At 36.0% G+C, this 18836-nt stretch carries 23 protein-coding genes; 5 read left to right on the forward strand and 18 right to left on the reverse strand.

Going from position 1 to position 18836, the window contains the following annotated elements:
• Positions 1-126 precede the first annotated feature (126 nt).
• From D612_RS0110110 to D612_RS0110130, 5 genes are all read right to left on the reverse strand, one after another.
• Positions 127-888, reverse strand: a complete 762-nt coding sequence (locus tag D612_RS0110110; RefSeq protein ID WP_017755349.1) for a C40 family peptidase — start codon at positions 886-888, stop codon at positions 127-129.
• Positions 889-1288: 400 nt separating this feature from the next.
• The gene (locus D612_RS0110115; protein ID WP_017755350.1) at positions 1289-2362 is read right to left on the reverse strand and encodes a PQQ-dependent sugar dehydrogenase; all 1074 of its coding nucleotides are present in this window, start codon (positions 2360-2362) and stop codon (positions 1289-1291) included.
• 211 nt (positions 2363-2573) lie between these two features.
• Positions 2574-3215, reverse strand: a complete 642-nt coding sequence (locus D612_RS0110120) for a YpjP family protein (RefSeq protein WP_017755351.1) — start codon at positions 3213-3215, stop codon at positions 2574-2576.
• 161 nt (positions 3216-3376) lie between these two features.
• Positions 3377-3628 carry a hypothetical protein gene (locus tag D612_RS0110125; RefSeq protein WP_017755352.1) on the reverse strand — a complete coding sequence of 84 codons (252 nt, stop codon included), beginning with the start codon at positions 3626-3628 and terminating at the stop codon, positions 3377-3379.
• Between the two features lie 53 nt (positions 3629-3681).
• Entirely contained in the window at positions 3682-4875 is a 1194-nt protein-coding gene (locus D612_RS0110130) for an LL-diaminopimelate aminotransferase (RefSeq protein WP_017755353.1), read from the reverse strand.
• Positions 4876-5078: 203 nt separating this feature from the next.
• On the opposite strand from D612_RS0110130, the gene D612_RS0110135 reads away from it, so the two are divergent.
• Positions 5079-5981, forward strand: coding sequence for a DMT family transporter (locus D612_RS0110135; RefSeq protein WP_017755354.1), 903 nt, complete (start codon positions 5079-5081; stop codon positions 5979-5981).
• A 289-nt stretch (positions 5982-6270) separates the two neighbouring features.
• Here D612_RS0110135 and spx read toward each other — a convergent pair whose 3' ends face one another.
• The 4 genes from spx to D612_RS0110155 all read right to left on the reverse strand — a co-directional run bounded on the left by spx (position 6271) and on the right by D612_RS0110155 (position 8121).
• Entirely contained in the window at positions 6271-6672 is a 402-nt protein-coding gene (gene spx / locus D612_RS0110140) for a transcriptional regulator Spx (RefSeq protein ID WP_017755355.1), read from the reverse strand.
• A 36-nt stretch (positions 6673-6708) separates the two neighbouring features.
• A complete protein-coding gene (locus D612_RS0110145) occupies positions 6709-7320 on the reverse strand; it encodes a TetR/AcrR family transcriptional regulator (protein ID WP_017755356.1) in 612 nt (203 codons plus the stop codon).
• Between the two features lie 100 nt (positions 7321-7420).
• Complete coding sequence (locus tag D612_RS19640) at positions 7421-7552, reverse strand: DUF5392 family protein (RefSeq protein ID WP_017755357.1); 132 nt, start codon at positions 7550-7552, stop codon at positions 7421-7423.
• A gap of 143 nt (positions 7553-7695) precedes the next feature.
• Entirely contained in the window at positions 7696-8121 is a 426-nt protein-coding gene (locus D612_RS0110155) for a pyridoxamine 5'-phosphate oxidase family protein (protein ID WP_017755358.1), read from the reverse strand.
• 248 nt (positions 8122-8369) lie between these two features.
• Here D612_RS0110155 and D612_RS0110160 point away from each other — a divergent pair, with 248 nt between their 5' ends.
• Positions 8370-8573 (forward strand): cysteine-rich CWC family protein, encoded by a 204-nt coding sequence (locus D612_RS0110160; protein WP_017755359.1) that lies wholly within the window; start codon positions 8370-8372, stop codon positions 8571-8573.
• A gap of 215 nt (positions 8574-8788) precedes the next feature.
• On the opposite strand, the gene D612_RS0110165 is transcribed toward D612_RS0110160, so the two are convergent.
• From D612_RS0110165 to D612_RS0110200, 8 genes are all read right to left on the reverse strand, one after another.
• On the reverse strand, positions 8789-9388 hold the full coding sequence (locus D612_RS0110165; RefSeq protein WP_017755360.1) for an ECF transporter S component: 600 nt from the start codon (positions 9386-9388) through the stop codon (positions 8789-8791).
• Between the two features lie 244 nt (positions 9389-9632).
• Positions 9633-10250 (reverse strand): hypothetical protein, encoded by a 618-nt coding sequence (locus tag D612_RS0110170; RefSeq protein WP_017755361.1) that lies wholly within the window; start codon positions 10248-10250, stop codon positions 9633-9635.
• A gap of 135 nt (positions 10251-10385) precedes the next feature.
• On the reverse strand, positions 10386-11108 hold the full coding sequence (gene nagB / locus D612_RS0110175; protein WP_017755362.1) for a glucosamine-6-phosphate deaminase: 723 nt from the start codon (positions 11106-11108) through the stop codon (positions 10386-10388).
• Between the two features lie 171 nt (positions 11109-11279).
• Positions 11280-12548 carry a hypothetical protein gene (locus D612_RS0110180; RefSeq protein WP_017755363.1) on the reverse strand — a complete coding sequence of 423 codons (1269 nt, stop codon included), beginning with the start codon at positions 12546-12548 and terminating at the stop codon, positions 11280-11282.
• A gap of 19 nt (positions 12549-12567) precedes the next feature.
• Positions 12568-13689, reverse strand: coding sequence for an ABC transporter substrate-binding protein (locus D612_RS0110185; RefSeq protein ID WP_017755364.1), 1122 nt, complete (start codon positions 13687-13689; stop codon positions 12568-12570).
• 33 nt (positions 13690-13722) lie between these two features.
• Positions 13723-14469: an ABC transporter permease gene (locus tag D612_RS0110190; RefSeq protein ID WP_017755365.1), complete on the reverse strand. Its 747-nt coding sequence runs from the start codon at positions 14467-14469 to the stop codon at positions 13723-13725.
• A 20-nt stretch (positions 14470-14489) separates the two neighbouring features.
• Complete coding sequence (locus D612_RS0110195; protein WP_017755366.1) at positions 14490-15248, reverse strand: ABC transporter ATP-binding protein; 759 nt, start codon at positions 15246-15248, stop codon at positions 14490-14492.
• Between the two features lie 20 nt (positions 15249-15268).
• Entirely contained in the window at positions 15269-16444 is a 1176-nt protein-coding gene (locus D612_RS0110200; protein WP_017755367.1) for an ROK family protein, read from the reverse strand.
• Positions 16445-16693: 249 nt separating this feature from the next.
• Between D612_RS0110200 and D612_RS0110210 the strand changes: the two genes are divergently transcribed.
• The 3 genes from D612_RS0110210 to D612_RS19755 are packed head-to-tail and all read left to right on the forward strand — an operon-like array spanning position 16694 to position 17932.
• On the forward strand, positions 16694-17194 hold the full coding sequence (locus D612_RS0110210; RefSeq protein WP_233274990.1) for a peroxiredoxin: 501 nt from the start codon (positions 16694-16696) through the stop codon (positions 17192-17194).
• A 36-nt stretch (positions 17195-17230) separates the two neighbouring features.
• Positions 17231-17665 carry a glycine/sarcosine/betaine reductase selenoprotein B family protein gene (locus tag D612_RS0110215; RefSeq protein WP_017755370.1) on the forward strand — a complete coding sequence of 145 codons (435 nt, stop codon included), beginning with the start codon at positions 17231-17233 and terminating at the stop codon, positions 17663-17665.
• A gap of 27 nt (positions 17666-17692) precedes the next feature.
• Positions 17693-17932, forward strand: coding sequence for a hypothetical protein (locus D612_RS19755; protein ID WP_017755371.1), 240 nt, complete (start codon positions 17693-17695; stop codon positions 17930-17932).
• Positions 17933-18077: 145 nt separating this feature from the next.
• On the opposite strand, the gene nfsA is transcribed toward D612_RS19755, so the two are convergent.
• Positions 18078-18833: an oxygen-insensitive NADPH nitroreductase gene (nfsA, locus tag D612_RS0110225; RefSeq protein WP_017755372.1), complete on the reverse strand. Its 756-nt coding sequence runs from the start codon at positions 18831-18833 to the stop codon at positions 18078-18080.
• Positions 18834-18836: the final 3 nt, after the last annotated feature.

Below are 18836 nucleotides of genomic sequence, written 5' to 3' on the forward strand. Positions count from 1 at the left end.
CAATGCTTTTAGAAAAGGCTACCAAGCCTTGCACATTAGCAAGACAGGCAGCCCTTAGACCCTCGAAACTGATTTCCATAAAAACTCTATTGTTTTGTATAGTTTTTTAATATCGATCTAAATTTACTATTTTAATATTCTTGTAACCTTTACCATGCGTGCTTTCCAGTAATGCGTTGTATTACTATAAGCTACCCCTAATGAAGTGGATGCGTGTAAAATCGTGTTCACATCTACATAAAGCGCGGTATGATCGATACGTCCATCATAATTATTATCATACGATACGATATCGCCAGGTCTTGCTTGTGAAAACGGAACAATTATGCCCGCGTTCGCCTGATCTGCCGCTATTCGTGGTACAGTGATACCATTTTCCTCATATACACGCTTTATAAATGAAGAGCAATCAAATACATCTGTTCTGGATGTGGAAGCCCCGTACAAATAGCCTGCTCCTATGTACTTTTTCCCTGTATTTAATATATGTTGCCCTGTTACTTGTTGGGTTGGTGCTGTTTGAGACGATGACACATTGATAATTTGCCCAATGTAAAGCACATTTGGATTCGCAAGCTGTGGATTTGCAGCAATCAATGCGGTAGTTGTTGTATTAAATTTTTGCGAGATAATATAAAGCGTGTCTCCAGGTTGCACCGTATACTTAGATGTTGTAGGCGCAGTTTCAGATACTTTTAAAACTTGACCAGGATAAATCATAGTTGACGATAACCCATTCCACTCCATAATTTTTGCGGTGGTCGTATTATTTTCATAAGCGACTTTCCATAGCACATCCCCACTTTTAACAGTGTAGGTTGCAGCATCTGCTTGTGAAGCAAATAATAGGGAGCCTACAAGACTTGCTGTCATAATAAACTTTTTCATGATGTTCTCTCCTTTGTAAGCTTTTTGGATGTTCACTTATTATTTCGAGAGGTTCTATGAATCTATGACCCTATCTTACCAGTGAAATTGAGAAAAAGTTCAGGTAGATGCTACAAAGAGTGGTAATTGTTAGGGATAACTCCATATATACGTAATTACAAAAAATACCACAAGTTATCTCAGGGTTGATCTTATCCAAAGTTTTCTGATTTTTGCACAACTTAGTACCACCTAATATTTGGTAGAGTTAAAATGTGAAAAAACCGTCACATTTTCATGCGACGGTTACTTATTCAATAGTTTAGTTGGATAATTCGATTTATTTTCTGAGCGTATACTAATGATCTATTCGTTTTGCATATAAAGGCGGTCTGTTGCTCTAAACTGGAGATTACTTTACTTACTCAAAATTTAATTTTAATAGACGATCATCGTCCTTATCGGGAATTCCTCTACCATCAGTATTATTTGTTATCAAATAAAGCGAATCGCCATCGACTAATAAATCTCTTATTCTGCCAACATTCTGGTAAACAGGGGTGGAAGTTAATGACCGTAAGTCGAAAGCACGAATTTGCTGGCCCCTTAAAGCAGCAACATACAGCTTTCCGTTATGATATTCCAAGCCTGATGGTGCCCACGTTTCGTTACCTGAATGAAAGAGAGGTCCAATCATTCCTTCCTTTTTCTCATCACCTTGTATAATAGGCCAACCATAATTTCCTTTTGGAACGATCAGATTAATTTCATCATGTCCAATTGCCCCATGTTCAGCAGAGTACATTTTCCCTTGCTCATCCCACACTATTCCTTGCGGATTTCGATGTCCATAAGAATAGATGTACGAATCTGCAAACGGATTATCTGTCGGAATTGATCCGTCTAAATTCAACCGTAAAATTTTTCCCGCTAGACTTTTAAGTATTTGTGCGGTATGATTCTTTCCAGCATCGCCAACAGTAGCATATAATTTGTTATCAGGTCCGATAGCTAGTCTTCCACCATTATGTATATTTCCCGCTGGCAATGTAATTAGTTCCCTTTCCTCAACCCATTCATTTTCGTTCCTCTTTATTAGTACAATTCGATTCCCTTGTCGTCCTTTTTCACGGTATGTGTGATAAATATAAGCTAAAGAATTTTTTTCATAATCTGGGTGTAAAAGAAATCCTAATAAACCTCCCTCATCCTCTTCTACAATTGATTTTGAAAGTTGTAAAGGCATCTCTTTTTTTTCCCGATTTTCATTTATATGGATGATTCGACCGCTTCGTTCACTAATGAAAAATTGATTATCCACTTTGACAATATCCCAAGGTACAGTAAGATTAGAAGCTATAACCTCAACATTTAAAAACTGCCGATTTTGATTAACAGGTACCGCTTCTTCTTTCGTTGTATCAATTGTCTCAGGGTCAAGTTCAGAGCAACTCGTTAAAATGACAAGCAAAATAATTGTGAAAATTTTTCGCATTCATTCACCTTCTAATTAATATTTGTTCCCCTTATTTATTATTGCCACTGTTTTCCATTTATAAAATCAACTGTTATTTTCTTTAGTACTTTCTTGCACCTATTACTTGCATGTGTTTCATTCGAATTTATATTTGAAAATATTTCCATTCCGGTCCACTAAAAAAGCGAACTAGCTAAAAAACTAGTTCGCATTCGTATAGAAAAAGTAATTAAGTATTCATCCAATATGGGGGGGTGTTTTTATCCCAATAAATTGAACCCATATCATGGTGATTATGAAAGTTATCAGCATACGTATGGTAATGAAAATTAAACCAGTATCCTTGCTGCGGTGGATGATCCCGTCTAACATGAAAGCGAATCAAATCTTTACCTGTCTTTCGTTCGTAGACATGAAAGATTTTCTCACCTAGTCCCCCAGCAGGTTTTTCAGATATTTCAAGGTCCCGTACATTTTGCTCATCTAACTGTTGAGTTAAGGAAGCAATGGCATCTTCGATTTTCGGTAAAATAACTTCCTTGAATTCATCACCAATTGCGGGTGCAATGGTTTTGCCAAATTTCATCATCGATAGCTGCTCAGCTTGAACAATAGAATACGCAGTAAAAGATGAAATAAGTTGGTCATAATCATCGATTAAAGAAGCGCGAACCCCCCATGAATCTTCGACAGTAGTATCTTGTTCATCCTCGCTCAAGCCATCTTCGACTAATATGCGATCACTTTGATCAGTCAAACCACTATTGTCTTTAACATCTTTATTTAGTTCTATCGGCAACTGAGGGACAACCATCCCAAAGGTTAAAATCGTTACGCATACGACAAATAGTTTACTCATCCAAAGCTTCATAATTGTAGTTCCCCTAGCGCTATTTTTATATATAATTATTTTCTCACGTTTAATGGGGATTAGCCACAATTTACACAATTTTTAATGAAATTGTAATGTTTTTGCTAGACAATCTCGCATATTTAAAAATCATCAATTTTGTTGTAAATTTATCCATCCACCTAGATTTGAAGTTGATCGATTTTTGTATGCATATAGCTCAATGCTTCGTTCAAAATATCAATTGCTACATTGCGATTATGTCTTTGATCATAAGCATGTTCAACAAACTCTAACAGCTGTGGGTCATTTGCTTGCTCGACAATTTCTAGTACCATTTCACCCATTTTATCCACTTCAAAATCATTTTTAATTTGTGTTTTAAATTCTAAAACAGCTTCTGTTAATAGCTGCAACCTCATTAATTCATCCATATAACTTGCCCTTCCTTTTCTAAATTGCTAACAATGAGCGAATCGCAATTTTTTTAGTTGGAATTATTGATCATAGATCCATTAAATATTCCACTTTGTTTAATTCGTCTGACAGCTTCTTTTAGTACATCCTCAGATTGCACTAGTGCAATTCGAACAAATCCTTCGCCTGCTTCTCCAAACGCACTACCAGGCGTAACGACTACTCCCGCTTTCTCGATTAAATCATAGGCAAATTGTTTAGAAGAATAACCCGCTGGAATTTCCGCCCAAACAAACATTGTTGCCGGGGGCCGCGCTACATCCCAGCCTATTTCTCTTAATCCGTCGACGAGTACGTCTCTTCTTGCTTCATATCTCTTGCAGTTTTCCTGTAAAAACGAATCACCTTCCAACAATGCTACGATCGCCGCATTTTGAATAGGAAGAAACACTCCATAATCTACATTCGACTTCAATTTTGCCAATGTAGCAACTATATCTGCATTTCCAATCATATAGGCAATCCGACAACCCGCCATATTATAGCTTTTTGAAAGCGAATTAAATTCAACACCGATATCCTTTGCCCCTTCAATTTCTAAAAAACTAATCGGCTTTTCCCCATCAAACACAAGCTCTGAATAAGCAAAATCGTGCACTACTACAATATTGTGTTTTTTTGCAAAAGCAACAACCTTTTCAAAAAAAGTACGGTTTGCCAGCGCAGGAACCGGATTCCCCGGAAAGTTTAAAATCATCATTTTAGCTTTTTCTGCTATTTGTGCTGGAATATTCTCTAAATTTGGTAAAAAGTTGTTCTCCTTTAATAACGGCATTGTATAAGCTTTTGCCTTCGCAATTCTTACTGCATCCCCGTAGGCCGTATAGCCTGGGTCAGGCACAAGAATAATATCATCCTGGTCAACAAGCGCCATCGGTAAATGTAAAAGACCATCTTGAGAACCCATTAGTTGGACAATTTCGGATTTCGGATCAAATGTAACACCGTAATGTTTTTCATAAAAAGAAAGAACAGCTGCATTAAAAGAAGTTGTTCCCTTTAACGTATAGCCATATTGCTTCGGATCCTTTACACTTTCAACTAATGCATCAACGATAAACTTTGGTGGTGGCAAATCCGGACTCCCTATGCTGAGATCAATCATTTGTATGCCTTGTTGTATCTTTGCTTGTTTAAAAGCAGCTAATTCTGAAAAAATACTAGTCTCAAATGATTGCATTAATTGTGATGTCGGAATAATCATAATAAAAAAGCCCCCATTTTTGTGTTGTTTCTAATAGTACATTTTACCATATGTGGGGGGATTTTATTAAAATATTATTTATTAGAGTAGGGACCATAGTTTTGTTTTGAAAGCAAAAGAACCTTCCCCGTGCTTGCCTATTGTAATTTATTTAATAATTTAGTAGCTTTATTTTTATAGGTATTTAAGGAGAGAATATAATTATGTCAAAAGCAATTATTATGGCACTAGTTACAGTCGTTATATGGGGATCAGGATTTGCAGGTATTCGTGCAGGATTACAGGGTGGATATTCACCAGGGCATTTAGTACTTATTCGATATTCAGTAGCTTCTACTGTTTTTATTTTATATGCATTATGGCCAGGAGTGAAATTTCAATTGCCGAAAAAAGAGGATTTAGCAAGGATTCTTTTTTTAGGCTGGATTGGAATTAGTGTATATCATATTGGAGTAACGTTCGGTGAGCAAACGGTTTCTGCTGGTACTGCTGGTATGCTTATTGGTTCATCACCAATATTCACTGCGATAATTGCAATGTTTGTATTAAAAGAACGATTAGAAATGCGCGGTTGGCTTGGGCTTGTTATTGGATTTATAGGCATTTTCTTAATTACTATAGGAACCGCAGAGTCATCTTTTGCTATTTCTAAAGATGTTTTTTTAATATTAATAGCTGCGATTGCAACATCGATTTTTTTTGTATATCAGAAACCGTTATTTAAGAAGTATCGTCCAATCGAGTTAACTGCTTATTTTACATGGGCGGGAACATTACCCTTTTTTATTTTTTCACCAGGGCTAATGGATTCACTTCAAAACGCAACAATGGAAGCCCACTTAGCCACTATTTATGTGGGAATTTTCCCAGCAGCAATAGCATATGTCACTTGGGCTATTGCCCTTTCGCTAGGAAATGCGAGTTCAATCTCAAGTATTTTATATATTGAACCAGTCATTGCAATTATCACATCTTGGCTTTGGCTACAAGAATGGCCTAGTACCCTATCTCTAGTTGGTGGCTTAGTGGCAATCTCCGGTGTTATTGTTGTGAATGGCATTAGATTGCCTCGTCGTACCACTGTAAAAAAGGAGCATAATATTTGAAATTTTTCATGTGCAAAATCTTGAAGTTTGTTCCTCGGCACACTTTATCTTTGTTTAAGTATTTTCGAGTAATTATTCCGTTACAAAGCTGAAGGTTATTTAATCATTTCAATCGTTTCAGTAGGATACCCTTTTTCTTTAAAAGCAGTAAGAATTTCCTCAATATGGTACTCATCTCTTGTCTCTACTGAAATACTTAATTGAGCAAAGCCAGGAAATATAGGTTTAGCCAGTAGTATTGTTATTATTTAACAATTCTACTGGCTTACCAGCGACTAGAATTAACTCTCTAACAATTGAGGGACTCCATTTGAAGTTGTAACCATTGACGTTTACGAACCTTTCGAGGAATAAATTTTCGAATATCATCCTCGTTATAGCCAACCATCATCCTCTTATTGTCAACGACAATCGGATTACGTAATAACGTTGGATGTTTTTCTATCAAGTTTAACAATTCCAGCAATGTTAACGTATCAAAATCGAGGTTCAGTTCTTTATAAATTTTTGATCGCGTAGCTATAATTTCATCTGTGCCTTCACTTGTTAATTCAAGAATCTTTTGAAGCTCTTGTACATTAAGAGGATTTGCCAAAATATTACGCTCAATATAAGAAATATTATTTTTTTCAAACCATTTTACAGCTTTTCGCATTGACTCACATGGCGACCCATAAATAATAGCTGTCATTGCAACCCATCTCCCAAAATCTCATATTTTTTTATTTTATTTTTTCAAGCCTTTTTTCAGCATATCAATCTCAAGTACGTAGCTGTTTATAGCTTCCTGATCAGTTAAATTTTGTGCAACCTTTTCGATTAAATTGCGAATTGTAATAGTTGCGATAATTTTCATAAGATGAGGTAATTCAATATCTCTTGATATATTTAGGTGGTTTTTATTGATCAATGGACTAATTTGTTGAAATTGTTCAATACCACCGTTCGCATTAAAAATAGTTCGAAATGAAGATTCAACTTCATAGGTCATATTTAAAAACGCATTCCTTAAAAAATTTATATTATCTCCCTTCGATAATTCTTTAATAATTAGAGAGAACATCTCGGTCATAGCATCAAATAAATCTCCGTCATTTTTGTTCAAACAATATATAAATATTTCTTTACTTTGAATAACTTGCTCATTCAGTATATAAAAGTAAGCATCCTCTTTATCCTCGAAATATTGATAAAAGCTTCCGCGCGGAATTTTTGCATTCTTAACTATATTAGCTATCGATGCATCGGATAATGGCACCCGCGAAAATTCTTTTCGAAGCGCTTCGGTTAATACTTGTTGTTTTTCTTTTGTTAAATTGTGGAATGTTAATTTTGGCAATGTAGTCCCTCCAAGATAGTGGTAGGTATAAATATCCATCCGTATCAAAGTGACACCTTGTCACATTCAAGCAAATAAAAAAGCAATGATGCTTTTCTTTTTAGTTTTTCACTAAAGGTAATGACCATAGTACGTATATCGCTGATTTTTTCATTAAGGGAGCAATTTTTTCATTTAAATGTTCCAGCTCCTTTTTCACAAAATAAGGCATATTAGCCATTAAGTTAATCAAATCAATCCCCCCATATTCCTTGCAATATGACAACGTGTCACATTGACCTACTTCTATAGTATATGACACTGTGTCATACGTCAAGAACGATGTGACACAGTGTCACTATATATAGATATCATTACTATGGCTATTTAAATAAGCTAAAAGGACACAGTAGACGGGCCATTTAAGTCGGGATGATTTATTAAGCGAATCGATTTAGGTTTACAACAAATTACTATATAATTTGGATCTTCTGGTCCAGTTAAATATTTCAAAAAATTATCGTGCCAAAACCGATTCCTTAATTCCTTTTCATCATGTATCGAAGCAGCTGCAATCACATCTATATATGGCTTCCCAAAACCACCGCCTTCAAAACCAAGCAAAATATGAACATTCGGATTTTCAGCAATATGTTTTACTTTTTCGGTCTGCTTACTTGAAATTGTGTATAGGGTAAATCCTTCACTACGAAAGATCATATAACGAGAAAAAGGTTGATCCCCTTTGATTGTACATAATATTCCTATACGAGATTCTGAAATGATTCGAAGTATCTCGCCCTTCATTTCATTATGATCCAATGTTACGCACCTCTTTCTACAAAATTTTTAAAAAGGAGTTATATCATACATAGTGTTGAACAAACGCATTGTTTTTAAGTATTATTCGAGGTTTATTCGACATATTCGACAAATATATACAAAATCCCTCTTGCTGCATAGGTGAAAATTTTATAAAGAAAAACAAAATTTTTTTAAGACACGTTCTTTTTTTAATGTTAAAATTATCCATATCCTTGGCGTTTACAGCCATGATCGGAGGTTCTAAGATGAGCGTTGATGTAAAAAAGTGTCCGATTTGCAACAAAGAGAATAATTGTGGGAAATTGCAAGGGCAAAAAGTCTGCTGGTGTGTATCTGAAACGTTTCCAGGGGAAATATTTGAGCTAGTGCCAGAAGAGAAGCGAAATAAGGCTTGTATTTGTAAGGATTGCGTACAAACGTTTAATGAAAATTTGTTACTAAACAAGTAAGTGTTCTTTTCAAGTTCAATAAAAACAGCTTCGTAATCAAATTACGGACAATTCCCTTTGTTTTCGCTACTCTAGCAATATACATGGGGACAATTCTCTTGTTTCCGCTACTCTAACAGTATGCGTGAGGTATTTCTCTAGCTTCCGTTAAATCCGACAGAAATAAAGCCCTACCACCCTTTCCTTGCTTATCCTAAAATGGATACAGAAGAAAACTAACTTGAAGTTTTCATAAATTTCAATAGAGGCTTTGCTACTATAGGAGCAATTATGAAGGAAAGAATTGCTTCTGCGATGCCATTTGTCACCAAAATATATAGAATTGTTGGCAATACTTCAGTTACATCAATATTGTAGGCATTTGCATAAGGAACTTTATAAAAAATATAAGTCAATCCGAGAACTAAAAACGTATTCGTCAAGGAACCGATGAGCGCGGCAATACGCATTGCTCTAGCATTACTTATTATTGACTTTTCTAGGAAATAATAAGTAGATCCAGCAGTAATCCCTATCAAAATTCTTGGTAAAACAGAAATCAATGGATTCGTAAAAATAATGGGGGCTAACGGACTTGTAGGGGCAACAAAAGCTCTAATAAAAGTAATCATTCCCCAAACCCCACCTACAATCGCTCCATTTTTAGGACCAAATACAATTGCTGTTAAAATAACGGTAATCGGGATAATGGTCAGACTAAGAGGTCCAATTGGTATATAACCGAGAAAAGGGATAAACGTTTGAATTACAACAATCGCTGTCAGAACACCTAATATTGTTAGTCTAAATGTTTGACTTTTGTTACGAGATTTCATATATAGTCCCCTACCAATCAAAGTGGAGATAACTGTAAGAGCCTTAATATGCCTAGACTTTTTACAATACCACTAATTTGTCGATATGATTATCATCAGACTAGTCGAGGAAGATTATACAGAATGTTTGCATGTATTCAAGAATAGTTGAAAAGTAAATTGACGGTCAAAGGGATGTTCGCACTTTAAAAAGGGCATTTTTTTAATTAATTTGAAAAATAGTGCGAATCAACCGATGAACCTCTTATCCAATATCTTCACCTACATACTTCTTCAAAATCTTCGTGAACTTATTCCAATAGGGTGGATACGAATTGCTTCCATTTTTCCGAAATGTAATCCGGTTTGGAAGCCGTATAATAAGCTCCCATTGTGTTCCATCAAGTATGGCAACATTGTTATATTCATCATTCCAACAAGGGATCTCTAATGTTGAAAGATCTTTTATAAAAGAAAGCCATTTTTCTGATGGAAGTGGTATTTCTTTTAACAAAACCTCCGGATGAAAGTTTATTGGATTTTTGGGATGCTTCAAGTCGACGTACATTCCGCCTTGTGTTTTTGCATATCTTATAAGTTTATTTTTCCGTTTTCCATCAATGTATAAATGATGGGATGGACCAAAATAGCCCCCAACATAAAATTCAAATGAAGTCATTTCAAATAATGGATACAAACTACCACCGCCAAACTCCTGTCCACATGATTTGCAATGTCTTTTTGGGTCGATGTCTGAAACACAGCAACCACCTATTACACATTCACCACGGTATACTGCCTCTATAGTTTCAGGAGTCGGCAATCCATATATAATTTTTACTGTGTTTAAAGAGCCACAAGCTGGACATTTCTTTTTAGCCATTGCACCCACCCTTTTTGATAAGTGTTATTGCAGCGTTAAACAATTATAATGAAAATAAGTTTAGTGAAATTAAATCATACTTCATTTACTAATTCTATGAACCGCTTTTTATTCCTTTTGTTTTTTGTTAAAACACTAGAAACTGTATGAATCCCTATCCGCAATAACAGTTACATCATGATGCCTTCTTAATACTGTGACTGGGAATTCTTCCGTAATTGGACCCTCGATAAGACTTTTGAGTGCAACACTTTTTGAGGTACCACTCGCTAACAGTATGATCTTTTTGGCACCCATTATTGTTGAAATACCCATTGTAATTGCGGTTTTTGGGACTTCTTCTAACGAATGAAAATCTTTGGAATTCACTTGACGAGTATGTTCAGAGATGGTTACAACCGAGGTTTTTTGATCAAACCGGGTTTTAGGTTCATTAAAACCTATATGACCATTAACGCCCACTCCTAAAACAGCTAGATCTATTCCACCTGCTTCCTTAATTTTTGTTTCATATTCTAAACATTCCTCTTCTAGATTTTTAGCGTTCCCATTTGGTATAAACGTGTTTTCCTTTGGAATATTTAATTTGCTATATAAATGTCTTTCCATAAAAGAACGAAAGCTTTGCTCAGAATCATGAGCTAGACCAACATATTCATCCAAATTGAATATTTTTATATTTTCCCAGTTTAATGGATTCTGACGGTTCAATTCAATTAGCTTTTCATATACGCCAATTGGTGTATTTCCAGTAGGTAAGGCTAGGACGGCAAAAGGATTTTCTTTTATATAATTATACAGAATATCGGCAGAAGCCTTACAAAGTTGCTCGTAGTTTTCTGTTATATTCGTATTCATCTTGATCCCCCTATCATTCATGTACTTGACACGTGAATCCCTAACAACTTATGTCAAGATTATCCTCGATTGTGTGATAAAACGGTTTTGTGTATATTATGTATTTAACAAAAAATGCTATAGTTGTGTTTAAAAATATCCCTGTGCAATCAAATTACACAGGGACCAGTTTTACCTATTTATACTAGATACAGTTTCGAAATGGCTGTCTTCGGCCCAGCCATAGCAATAATAGATGATATCATCTGCTTGGCTGTTTTTCGCTTCTTTAATCGCGTTAATCAAATCCTCATTTTCTATATTCCACATTTGAATCCCACTATAAATTTTTGTATTAGGCTGTGAAAGCTTTCGAACTTGCTTATTTTCATCATGAACAAATTTTATTGGAAAGCCTTTATTCTTAAAATCTGTAAAGCTAAGTTTATAGGAAAAACCAAAAAGGCGTAAAAACGCTTGAAACGCTTTTTCTTCCTCATCAGGATCACTTGTGAAATATCGTATAAGCCCTTGGACATCTGCGCCACCGCCCAACTTATGGTATGGAAAATGTTTAAGTAGTGGAACTAAGCTAGTTAATTGGCTATAGTCCTGTCCAAGGAACCAAGAATAGGATGGCGGCCAAAGGTCTAACCACAAATTTAGCTTTTCTCCTTTTTGATTAATACGATCAATAATGCTTTGAATTAATGAAGTTACACTTTCTTGTCTAAACAAGTACCAATCTTGGAAATGATTAGATTCTTTTAATAGCAGAACAGCTTCGTGAAAATTTTTATTTGTAAGATATTGTTTTACTTTTTCAAAAGTATCGGTCAGAAGCTCAATATCCATTCCTTTTTCAATCATTTTCTTTTGACAATGTGGACAGAAACAAGTGAATAATAGCTTAGGTTTTATAGTCTCTCCCGACCAATCCGGATAGCGAATGCGGTCGAGCATGTGCACGGAATACCCATACATTTTCTTTGTTTCAATCAAGACATTACTCCACATTTCACTTATAACCGGACTATTTGGGCATAACCAATCTAGCACTTTTTCACCATCATATGTCGTTATACAATGATCTTCAATACTCCCCTTAAAGTCACCATTTAGAATGCTAAACCAAGGGACTACCTTATATTGTTGTTTGTTCACACACTGCTTTAACTCTAGTAGTGGATCTCTCCCATTCATTATCGACAAATCAATATCCTGATATAAATCAGAACAAATGTCTTTTACATGTATGGGTAAAAACAACTTCCCATTCCCACTGACAACAGGATTTTTACGATTACGAGGTAAAATTCCAATAGGATTAGGATTGCGTTCAAAAATACTGTTTACTTGTGGGAAAATATAGTCCACATCTTTTAATTTATTAATATATTGTAAAATCTGGTGACTGCCTTCATCGAGTATGTCGTGTGAGTGGATCTGGATACCAGCCATATCAAATTTCCCTCTTTACCTATTTTAAACCTGCAAATATTTCGTCAGCTTTAATCAATTTATCCACGTCTACAACACCAGCTTTAATTTCGCCAGTTCCTTCATGATATTCGATTAACATTTCATAACGATCTTTCCAGTTCGAAGGAGAAGCTGGATCATAGAAAATGGCTTCAGTTTCTTCTAAAGATTTAGGGAAGATAACATAACTTTCAAGGAAAGTTCCAACTTCCTCTCCAGTAGTGCTACCACCAGTTTGCTCATTGGACCATGCTGCAATTGCTTCATGTGCTTCATCAGGATTTGACTTCATATATTCCATTGTTTTAAACCAAACTCTTTCAATCTTGTTAATTAACTCAGGGTTCTCATCAACAAACGCTTTTTTAGCTGCAATTCCAGCAAGATTTACAGCTCCTGGTCCGATATCTTCGCCACTGATTAAAGCAGGAAAGCCTTCTTGTTGCAATCTTTCACGCTGCGGAAGTCCACCTAAATAAAAGTCACCAGTCCCGGAAATAAATGCAGAAACTCCTGTATCTGGTTCCATATCGATAACTTCCATATCATCCATAGTTAAACCAGCATTCTTTAAAGCTTGTTCTAACACCATATAAAACGTTGCTCCTGATGTTGTCACAATTTGTTTCCCTTGTAACTGCTTGCCAGTTTCAATCGCGGCTTGCTTTGGATCGCCAAGCTCAGCTAAAAATTGTTCATATGTTTTAAATCCATCTGGACGTGTCATAATAGCAAACCCTTTGAACACGTTATGAAAAGCGATCATCTGTAAATCCTCAAACTGTGCTGCTAATGTGATGGAAGGTGTATCTGAAAATGCACCAATATCGATCGAACCATTCGCTAAGGCAGGTGCTACGTTTCCTTCAACCGGGAATAATGTTGGTTTAAATTTTATTCCTTCTTCGTTAAAATAACCTAACTCTTCTGCTAAAGCCCAAGGCGCATAATCATAGTACGGCATTAAGCCAAATTTTACTTCTTGTAAGGAAGCTTGAGAGTTGCTTGCTGTACTGCCATCTGTAGTACCTTCTGTTGCATTGTCATTACTATTGTTACATGCAACCATTACAAAACTTAAAGCACTAATGAGTAATACTAACCTTAAATACTTGAACATCTTTTCTTCCCCCTTAATCATGATTTCATAAAATTATTGGTGCCGCTCAGACCAAACCGTTAATTTTCTTTCAATAACTCTTATTAATTGATCTGTAATCCAAGCAAGCAAACTAATTAAAATAATTGATATAAAAATCATGTCAGTACGCAAGTATCGTTGCGCAATGATCATGTAATATCCAATTCCTTCTTGTGCACCAATAAACTCAGCAGCAACAACGAGTCCAAATGAAGCAGCAGCTGCTACTCTTACAGACCCAACAAGTGCTGGTACAATAGCAGGTAATATAATCGTTCGATATATTTCACTAGACTTTGCACCTAACGTTCTCGCCGCATTTATATAGATTTTCGGCACATTTCGAATCGACTCGACGGTTGAAACGACTAGAATAACGAAACAGCCAAACACTACTAACAAAATTTGTGGTAAAGCTCCAATTCCTAACCATAGAATTAACATTGGAATAATCGCCAATGGTGGGATAGGTCGCAAAATTTCAATCAATGGATCCAAGAAAGCTTCAATGTATTTGTTCGATGCGATGAATAAGCCGACGATAATTCCTAAGGCAGATCCAAGCATAAAACCGATTACTTGTCTTAATAACGTATAGCCCATATGTTCTGCAAGATCCATATATGACGTTGTCAAAACTTCAAATAGTTGAACAGGACCTGGTAAAAACAACGGATTTACTTTCGCTATCATTGTCAAATAGACCCATGTCATTATAAGTAAAAATATAGATAAAGAACTTAACAATTTATACTTCATCGCTTGACCTCCCCAGACATTTATTCTCTATCCCAAATTTCTCTTAATTTAATCCGAAAATCATAAAATTCCTTTGATTCTCTTAATTTACTATCTCTCGGTCTGGCAAAAGGAACATCAATGATATCTTTAATACGTCCTGGTCTTGGGCTTAATAAAACAATCCGATCTGATAATAGCATCGCTTCTTCGATATCGTGAGTAACAAAGATAATGGTCGTCTTCTTAGTCGACCAAATATGTAAAAGCTCTTCCTGCATATTTTCACGGGTCACAACATCTAAAGCACCAAACGGTTCGTCCATTAATAATATTTCAGGGGCAACAGCATAAGCCCTGCCAATATCAATTCGTTTTCTCATCCCACCGGATAATTCCTTTGGGTAAACATTGGCGAAATTCGTTAGTTCTAGAAGCTCTAATAAGTCATTTGAAATTTCTGTTCGCTTTTCCTTCGCGATTTTTTTAATTTTCAATCCATATTCAATATTGTCACGAACACTTAGCCATGGGAATGTCGCATCTGATTGAAATACAACAGCACGGTCTGGACCGGGGCCACTAATTGTTTGACCATTAAGAACAACAGAACCTTCAGTATAATCCGTAAGTCCTGCAACAATATTTAGCAGTGTAGATTTTCCACACCCAGATGTTCCGACAATTGAAACAAATTCTCCCTCTTTAACATCTAAATCAATCGATTCCAAGGCAACTATGTCTCTTGAATGGGCATGAAATACTTTGGATAGATTTTTAATCTGTAATTTAGTGGTCATGTTCATCCCTCCATCTCAAACTATAGAATAGAAACACCTTCAAGGAACTGAATATCTGGTTGGGTGTAGCTTAACGATAAAACAGCTATTCCATAGATTGCTGCAGTATCAAAAAGGTCAGTAACTTCAATGTTGACATGATTTTTTGAAAACGTATGTTTTCGAAGTAGATCGTTTACCTTGTCTAAGAATAAATCCGCAGACCTAGTTAATCCACCAGTTAAGACAATCTTTTCCGGATTTGCTAAAACAATGATGTTATTGATAGCAATAGTTAAATAACTAATAAATTCATTCACAACTTTTAGAGCGTCATTATCTCCAGCCCTTGCTGCATCGAATAGTGCTCTCGTTGATTGGTGTACAGTCTTTGCCTGCTGGATTATACCTGAACCAGAGGCTAACGTTTCAAAGCACCCTTTATCACCCCAGTCTTTGTAAAGATGATCTTCGTTAAATAACATGTAGCCAATCTCCCCAGCAGCATTCCCAGCACCGCGGATAATCTTGCCATCTATAAGCATTGCCGCACCAATTCCAGTTCCCAACGAAACTAAAACAGCACTTTGAACGTTCTTGCATTTGCCTTTCCAAAATTCACCGATCAGTGCAGCACGGACATCATTGTCTACTACAACTGGGACTTGGAATACATTTTCAATGGCTTGTTTTAAATTAAAATGCTTCCAGTTTGGGAGATTCGGAGAACCTTCAATCACAATTCCGTTTGCAAAATCAATAATACCTGGGCTCGCAATACCAATAGCCTTTAGTTCGGAAAGCGACTTATTATTTTCGTACACTAATGCACGGATCTCAACGATTAATCGATAAACAAATATATCCCGATCTTTTTCTTCAAACGTTTGAATTGTTTTTTTAGCTATAAGATCACTGTTATAATCAAATAATCCTAGCGAAATTTTCGTACCGCCAAGGTCAATCCCAACAACATATCCATAATTTGGATTGTATTTTAACAAAATCCCTTTCCGCCCTACTGTTCCCTCCTTCACATCTGTTTCAAGAATTATCCCATCATCAATCAATTCTTGAACGATTTGTGAGGTAGTAGCCCTTGTTAAGTCCGCTTCTTTAGCTACATGTGCTCGCGAGATAGGACCTTTATTCTTTATAATATTTGTCACTAAAAATCTATTTATCTCCCTTAGTGTACTTGGTATGACTGATTTCAACATAAGCTCCCCTTTTACAACAAATTCCGATTCCGTGTATTTGTTTGTATTATAAACAAACAAATGACAGATAGTCAATATAATAGTAATATTCTAATAAAACAAAATCGTAAAAATAGTATAAAATTCTAATAATTCTTTTGCTAAATATACTTTTTTTATATTTTTACTTATTTTAGATTAAAGCAAATTGGACAAGGAAATAATAAAAAAGTGTTTATGAATAAAAAAAAGAAAGGAGAGGTTTACATGCCACAAGGAGCTACTGAAACAAGCACCTTAAAAGTTGGTGATCAAGCACCGGATTTCACTTTGGAAGCTCATGGTGATCGTACCGTTACTTTAAGTGACTATCACGGCAAAAAAAATGTATTTCTTTGTTTTTATCCGTTAGATTGGACCCCTGTCTGAGGCGCGCAAATGCCTTCATACGAGGATGATTTACCTCGTTTTGAAGAATTTGATACTCAGGTTCTGGGTATTTCAGTTGATAGTGTCCATAGTCATAATGCATGGCAAAAATCAATCGGAGGTATTTCTTATCCGCTTCTTTCCGACTTTTATCCGCATGGAGAGGTTGCGGAAAAATATGGGGTCCTTCGAAAAAATAAAAACGAGGATGCTTATGGAGCTTCAGAGCGTGCCCTCTTTATCATTGATAAGGAAGGAATTGTTCAGTGGATTGATGTTCATCCAATAGGTAAGCAACCTGATAATGAAGAGTTATTCGATGTATTGCGAAAGCTTTAAGTAGATAAGTAGCTTGCAGAAAAAAGGAGGATGTGTATGGAACTATCAAGAAAAGCAATCCCATATACACCTAGTAGTAAACCACTGCACGAAATGACCATTATGATCGTTTCAACTTCTGGCGTCCATATGAAGGATCAAGAACCTTTTAATACGGATCCTGCAGAAGGAGATGCAACCTTTCGCGTTATACCGGGTGATGTTGCCGCAAAGGATTTAATGGTCACCCATGCAGCCCCAAAGGAGCATTATAATACCGATGCCCCCAATGAAGATATAAACTGCGTTTTCCCTATCGACCGCCTGCGTGAAATGGTTGATGATGGAGACCTTGGTGGAGTAGCTGAAAAACATCTAACTATGATGGGATATTCAATGAGATTGGCTAAAATTAATAATGAAACCATTCCAGCCCTTGTAAAAGAAGTTGTTCGTTCCAAAGCGGATGCAGTCATTTTGACTGCTGGCTGACCTCTCTGTCATCGCACTGTAGTTACAGTGCAGCGAGGTATTGAATCACAGGGAATTCCAACATCATTAATTACGTTGGATGTTGAACAATCAAGCTTAATGAGACCACCTCGGGCGATACATCCAGTAGGATTCGATTTCGGACATTCCTTAGGAAAGCCTCATGATAAAACAACACAAACGAAAGTATTAGTTGCAGCACTGGAAGAATTAAATCAAAAACAAGAGCCAGGGAATATTCATGAAGCTCATTTCCCAACCTATTAAAAAAATCTAATTTACCATAACGGAAATTATAGTATCAGCGCTATGGATTAATCCTTTATCATGGTCTTAAATATTAAAAAGGGGGCTGTCTAAAAAGTCATAATGAATGACTTATCGGACAGCCCCTTGGACCTATTCTTTCCGTTTATCGTAATGTGAATCCCTTACTTTCTATGAATTCCCGCATATGCGGTCTTCGCTTGTCCCTTAAGAAATCAGCCATCATTTTTGTCCAATTCGTTTCCTTTGCATTACTAGACCGTGCTTTATAATAATCATTCATCCTGCGATCATACTCATTCAATGCATCTGGATATTTTCCCTCATCATATTCATTTTCATGGAGGATGATTTCGTGTGGCAGCCTAGGTTTAACTTCGTTTCTATTCACAGGTACTCCTAAGCATAAGCCAAATAACGGAAATACTTTATCAGGAAGTCCAACCAATTCACTAATTTGCCCAGGATTATTACGAACACCGCCAATATAACAGCCGCCATAGCCTAGTGATTCAGCGGCAGTAATAGCATTTTGAGAAATTAAAGCTGTGTCAATAACAGCTACTAAGAAATTTTCAAGCGTATCATGTTCAATATCTACCCCATGCTTTTTACATGCGTATTCCAAACGTTTTAAATCCCCACAAAATAAGAGGAAATCTGAACATTCGCTAACCTGCTTCAGATTGTTAGATAGTTCAGCAATTTTATTTTTCTTTTCCTTATCAGTCACATGAATAATAGAATATGCTTGGACAAAATTAGATGATGGAGCGCTTTGGGCAGCTCGAATAATTTCAAGTATATGCTCTTTAGGAATTGAATCAGAAGTAAAACTACGAACAGAGACATGATTCTGCATAACACTAATTGTTTCCGATAGTAAATTTTGTTTTGTCATTTG

The organism is Calidifontibacillus oryziterrae (genome assembly GCF_000331575.1).
Classification (GTDB): Bacteria; Bacillota; Bacilli; order Bacillales; family Bacillaceae_J; genus Calidifontibacillus_A; species Calidifontibacillus_A oryziterrae.

Coding starts and splice junctions, on each gene's coding strand:
- D612_RS0110110 (WP_017755349.1), bottom strand. CDS start 888: ATGAAAAAGTTTATTATGACAGCAAGTCTTGTAGGCTCCCTATTATTT.
- D612_RS0110115 (WP_017755350.1), bottom strand. CDS start 2,362: ATGCGAAAAATTTTCACAATTATTTTGCTTGTCATTTTAACGAGTTGC.
- D612_RS0110120 (WP_017755351.1), bottom strand. CDS start 3,215: ATGAAGCTTTGGATGAGTAAACTATTTGTCGTATGCGTAACGATTTTA.
- D612_RS0110125 (WP_017755352.1), bottom strand. CDS start 3,628: ATGGATGAATTAATGAGGTTGCAGCTATTAACAGAAGCTGTTTTAGAA.
- D612_RS0110130 (WP_017755353.1), bottom strand. CDS start 4,875: ATGATTATTCCGACATCACAATTAATGCAATCATTTGAGACTAGTATT.
- D612_RS0110135 (WP_017755354.1), top strand. CDS start 5,079: ATGTCAAAAGCAATTATTATGGCACTAGTTACAGTCGTTATATGGGGA.
- spx (WP_017755355.1), bottom strand. CDS start 6,672: ATGACAGCTATTATTTATGGGTCGCCATGTGAGTCAATGCGAAAAGCT.
- D612_RS0110160 (WP_017755359.1), top strand. CDS start 8,370: ATGAGCGTTGATGTAAAAAAGTGTCCGATTTGCAACAAAGAGAATAAT.
- D612_RS0110165 (WP_017755360.1), bottom strand. CDS start 9,388: ATGAAATCTCGTAACAAAAGTCAAACATTTAGACTAACAATATTAGGT.
- D612_RS0110170 (WP_017755361.1), bottom strand. CDS start 10,250: ATGGCTAAAAAGAAATGTCCAGCTTGTGGCTCTTTAAACACAGTAAAA.
- nagB (WP_017755362.1), bottom strand. CDS start 11,108: ATGAATACGAATATAACAGAAAACTACGAGCAACTTTGTAAGGCTTCT.
- D612_RS0110180 (WP_017755363.1), bottom strand. CDS start 12,548: ATGGCTGGTATCCAGATCCACTCACACGACATACTCGATGAAGGCAGT.
- D612_RS0110185 (WP_017755364.1), bottom strand. CDS start 13,689: ATGTTCAAGTATTTAAGGTTAGTATTACTCATTAGTGCTTTAAGTTTT.
- D612_RS0110190 (WP_017755365.1), bottom strand. CDS start 14,469: ATGAAGTATAAATTGTTAAGTTCTTTATCTATATTTTTACTTATAATG.
- D612_RS0110195 (WP_017755366.1), bottom strand. CDS start 15,248: ATGACCACTAAATTACAGATTAAAAATCTATCCAAAGTATTTCATGCC.
- D612_RS0110215 (WP_017755370.1), top strand. CDS start 17,231: ATGGAACTATCAAGAAAAGCAATCCCATATACACCTAGTAGTAAACCA.
- nfsA (WP_017755372.1), bottom strand. CDS start 18,833: ATGACAAAACAAAATTTACTATCGGAAACAATTAGTGTTATGCAGAAT.